This is a genomic window from Candidatus Thermoplasmatota archaeon (assembly GCA_035540375.1).
Lineage (GTDB): Archaea > Thermoplasmatota > SW-10-69-26 > JACQPN01 > JAJPHT01 > DATLGO01.
The window spans coordinates 1-1667 of record DATLGO010000026.1; the positions used below are offsets into that span (position 1 = coordinate 1).

1 protein-coding gene is annotated in these 1667 nt (G+C 69.8%); it reads right to left on the reverse strand.

Going from position 1 to position 1667, the window contains the following annotated elements:
• Positions 1-149: 149 nt before the first annotated feature.
• Positions 150-1667, reverse strand: a 1518-nt coding sequence (locus VM889_03075) for an aldehyde dehydrogenase family protein (GenBank protein HVL47517.1), incomplete at its 5' end; no start/stop codon positions are given.

The window sequence follows — 1667 nt, forward strand, 5'->3', positions numbered from 1 at the left end:
GTCATGGGAACCGCATGGCCTCGGCCCGGCCGCGGACGTCCTCACCCGTCATCAAGCTCACCGTCGCCGCCGCCCGGCGGCGCGGCGCGCGGCGTCACGCGCGCTCGCGGCGCTCAGCAGCGTGGCCCGCTTCGCACGTCCCTGCGGGCTCAGGAACGCGTCGGCGGACGCATTCCCGACGCGTAGGTCCGGCTCTGCTCGCGCAGGAACTGCTGGAGGTACCAGGGGCCGCCCGCGCCGCGGTCGGTCGTGGCGCTGAACTTCCAGCCGCCGAAGCTCTGGCCGCCGACCATCGCGCCCGTGGAGGTGCCGCGGTCGCGGTTCGCGTAGACGACGCCCGCCTCGATGCGCGCGAAGAACCAGTCGACCTCCTGCGGGTCGTTCGAGACGACGCCGAAGGTGAGGCCGTAGTCCGCGCTGTTGACCTCGCGCACGACCTCCTCATTGTCGCGGAACGTGCCGACGGCGACGAAGGGCACGAAGTACTCCGTGCGGAACGCGTTGTTGCTGTTCGGAAGGCCGGCCACGACCGTCGGCTGGACGAAGTTCCCGTTCGCGAACTCGCCGTCCTTGAGGACGCCGCCTCCCACGAGCACCTGGCAGCTCGCCTTCTTCGCCTCGGCGACGGCGTTCTCGAACGTCTCGACCGCCGCCTTGTTGATGAGGGGCCCGAGGTCGGCCTCCTTCTTCCACGGGAGGTCGACGCGGAGCCTCTTCGCCTTCTCGACGAGCTTCTCCATGAAGGCGTCGTACACCGACTCGTGCACGTAGATGCGGCTCGTCGCGCTGCACTTCTGGCCGCCGAAGCCGAACGCGCTCTTCACGGCGCCCGTGGCCGCGATCTCGAGGTCCGCGTTCTTCGTGACGACCGTCGCGTTCTTGCCGCCCATCTCGGCGATGTAGGGGCGCGGCTTGCGGGCGACGAAGCTCTGGTAGTTGCGCATGCCGACCTCGCGGCTGCCGGTGAACACGAGGCCGCCCGTGTCGGGGTGGTCGATGAGCGTCTGTCCGACCTCGCGGCCCCCACCCGTGACGAAGTTCAGGACGTCCTTCGGGACGCCGGCGTCGTGGAGGATGCGCACGACCTCGTAGGCCGTCCAGGGCGTGTCGCTCGCGGGCTTGAGGACGGCCGCGTTCCCCGTGATGAGGGCGCCCGTCGTCATGCCCGTCGGGATGGCCACGGGGAAGTTGAACGGCCCGACGACCGCGAAGACGCCCCACGGGCGCATGACGGAGACGCACGTCTCGTCCGGGAAGGGCTTCCCGAGCTGGACGACGAACCCGTTGTTCTGGCGCATGTGCCACGCGTAGAACTTGAGGAAGTCGATGGCCTCGTCGACGTCGTAGTAGGCCTCGATGCGGTTCTTGCCGTTCTCGATGGCCATGAGGGCCGCGAGCATCGGGCGGCGCTCGCGCATGATCTCGGCCGCGCGCTCGAAGATGGCGACGCGCTTCTCCCAGCCCATCTGCTCCCACGCGAACTGCGCGCCCTTCGCCGCCTTCACGGCCGCGTCGACGTCGGCCTCCGTGCCCTTCGGGAAGCGCGCGATGACCTCGCCGGTCGAGGGGTCGAGGTCGTCGAAGGTGCGCGACGAGGTGACCTCCTTCCCGCCGATGAGCATGGGGAAGGTGCGCCCGACGCGCTTGCGGAGGTCCTGGTACGCCTC